The 2,406-nt window shown below is 38.8% G+C and carries 2 protein-coding genes, 1 pseudogene and 1 CRISPR repeat array; of the genes and pseudogenes, 1 reads left to right on the plus strand and 2 read right to left on the minus strand.

Annotated features, from left to right (window positions below):
• A pseudogene (locus tag PX481_RS21200) lies at positions 1–113 on the plus strand (DNA starvation/stationary phase protection protein Dps); the annotation flags it as partial.
• Positions 114–145: 32 nt separating this feature from the next.
• On the opposite strand, the gene PX481_RS21205 reads toward PX481_RS21200, so the two are convergent.
• Positions 146–1,429: a protein kinase domain-containing protein gene (locus PX481_RS21205; RefSeq protein ID WP_288095834.1), complete on the minus strand. Its 1,284-nt coding sequence runs from the start codon at positions 1,427–1,429 to the stop codon at positions 146–148.
• Positions 1,430–1,762: 333 nt separating this feature from the next.
• A CRISPR array of direct repeats spans positions 1,763–2,101; the repeat unit is 36 nt; unit sequence GTTTCCAACTAATCCTATTTGACCTAATAGGTAAGG.
• Positions 2,102–2,262: 161 nt separating this feature from the next.
• Positions 2,263–2,397, minus strand: coding sequence for a hypothetical protein (locus tag PX481_RS21210; protein ID WP_288095836.1), 135 nt, complete (start codon positions 2,395–2,397; stop codon positions 2,263–2,265).
• Positions 2,398–2,406: the final 9 nt, after the last annotated feature.

Here is a 2,406-nt window from a genome sequence, read left to right on the forward strand (position 1 = left end):
ATCAAGGGGATGCCGACACAGCAGATCTCTATACGGAAATCTCCCGGGACATCGATAAACGTCTCTGGTTCCTAGAAGCGCATCTGATTAAATCGGAAGATGTTATCAGATAAATTTGGGGTGTATTAACTTAGCTTAATACACCTTAAATTCTCGTAATCGGTAAACGTAGCCAATCACTTAACTGTTGTGCCAACCAATCTAATTCCGCTTCGCTAACATCTTCACTGGCAGTGATAACATATTCTCGATGGTTGGCAACGAGAACCAGAGAAGGAGGAATAATATTAACATTTTCTCCCTGCATAGTGACGGTGACATTGCGACGGAGGAGACTATAAATTTCGGAACTAGCAGCATCGGCAGTTAGTTTAAATTTCAGCCCCCAGAGTTTTTGGTAGAGAGAAACTTTTTTGGGGGTAAGTTTTAACTCTAGTTCCCCCTGCCAAAAAGATTTCCATAACTGCCAAGATAAACTAGAGGAGATTAAATTGAGCAGAAAAATTAGGATAATCGGGATTAAAAAAGCGACCAGTTTGAGCTCATAAATACCGACTATGGTTAAGAGAATGAACGTAAAGAATAGGGATGGTAAAAACTGTCTTAACTGGGTTTTGAGATTGTTGAAAAACTTTTGTTTGGTTTTACTAGCGATTTTTATTTGCAGGAGATTATCTTTTTTATAAACAGTAACTTCGCTGCCGTAGGGTTTGGTCAGATTGCCAATAAATACTAGGATCAATTGACAACTATATAAGCTGGCTAAAGCTTCTGTCACCGAACGAAAATGAGAGTCTGGGGGGGAGTTTGATAATCTTTTTAACCAATAGATGAAAAAAGCGCTTAGATTAGTTTTTTGTTCAAAGTTTTCGGGTATGTAACGATGCTTAATCCCCGTGGCTAAACTAATCAAACTTTTACCTATATCCTGTAAGTCCGTGGTGGGAGAATCGGAATCAAAGGCAAAATCAACTAGATAAAAACGATGGGACTGGGTATCAAAGAGGATATTACTAAGTTTAATATTGCCGTGGTTAATGGGGACATCCTGCTGATGGAGATAGGAGAGAATCTCCAAGAGATATTTGGCAATTTGTTTGAGGTCTTGTTCTGCTAACAAATAACTGGAGTTAAGATAGTTTTCTAAAGGCTGCGCTGATAAATAAGGTCGGACAATAGCGATGATTGCTTCCTGGGATGAATCTATCTCAAAGCTATCGAGGTATTTGGGGAGAGATGGGTGAGAGAGTTGTCGCAACAGGGCGATTTTACTGGTTATTTCTCCGATAAACTGACTCCCTTGCCCACTAGGAACAGGAATAAGTTTAATGATCACTAACTGGGTGGTGTGTCTGTCCCTAGCTAAGATAGTTTTTTTTCCCAGTAACTGTTGGACTTGATAACGACTATGGAGAACTCGATCGAGCATGGGGGAGGATGGAGTAAGTAGTATCTCTAGGATAGCTCACTCTGGAAACCCTAGCCGCCATCTTTAGCATCCTTTTAATATTTTAACAATTGATTAAAAATTGCCGCTTTACCTAGAAAGAACTGCTAGGGCAGTCCTATTTGAGTTATTTTAATTATCTATTCGCCAAGGCTGCCAGCAAGGGGAGAGCAAAAGGGAACGGTGAGCATTTCTAAGACTGCCATGACTTTTTCTTGTTAGTTAATTGCCTAGTAATCCTAACGGATTGATAGGGGAAATTAACGGATAAAAAAAATCGCTTCAATCCCTGCTTCTCCTGTTTCTTATGAGAAGGTTTCCAACCTTACCTATTTGACCTAATAGGTAAGGAGAGCGGATTATAAAATCTCTAAGACTGCTGTTATCAAAGTGTTTCCAACCTTACCTATTTCACCTAATAGGTAAGGAAGAAGAGTAGGGCTAATTCCGGAATTAGCCCTACTTTTTTAGTTTCCAACTAATCCTATTTGACCTAATAGGTAAGGATCTACCAGCAATTTCCTGCATTATTCACGCCAGACCGACGTTTCCAACTAATCCTATTTGACCTAATAGGTAAGGGATAATGGGACACAAAGCTGGGTAGAGCAGGATTTTGTTTCCAACTAATCCTATTTGACCTAATAGGTAAGGTCACTGGTGTTCCAACAGCAATTCTCATTTTGAAAAAAATCAGATAAAATTCTCTTATTTAAATAGAGAACTTGTGTAGAAGCATTATTTTTTGATAGATAATTATCATCCAACGCTGGAGATAGACAGGTTTTAAGAACTCTGTCCATGAAAAATCGATTTCAACTCATAAATTCAGATAAAATTCGGTTCTTCGTTACTTGGTATGGTTCGATAGGGGGGCATAAATCGACTAAATCCTTATCTGGCAAGAGACTTAATTGATTAGTTCGCTCTAGAGCAAAAACAATTGACAAAAATCGCTA

The sequence above is a fragment of the Microcystis sp. M53603_WE2 genome, from assembly GCF_030065435.1.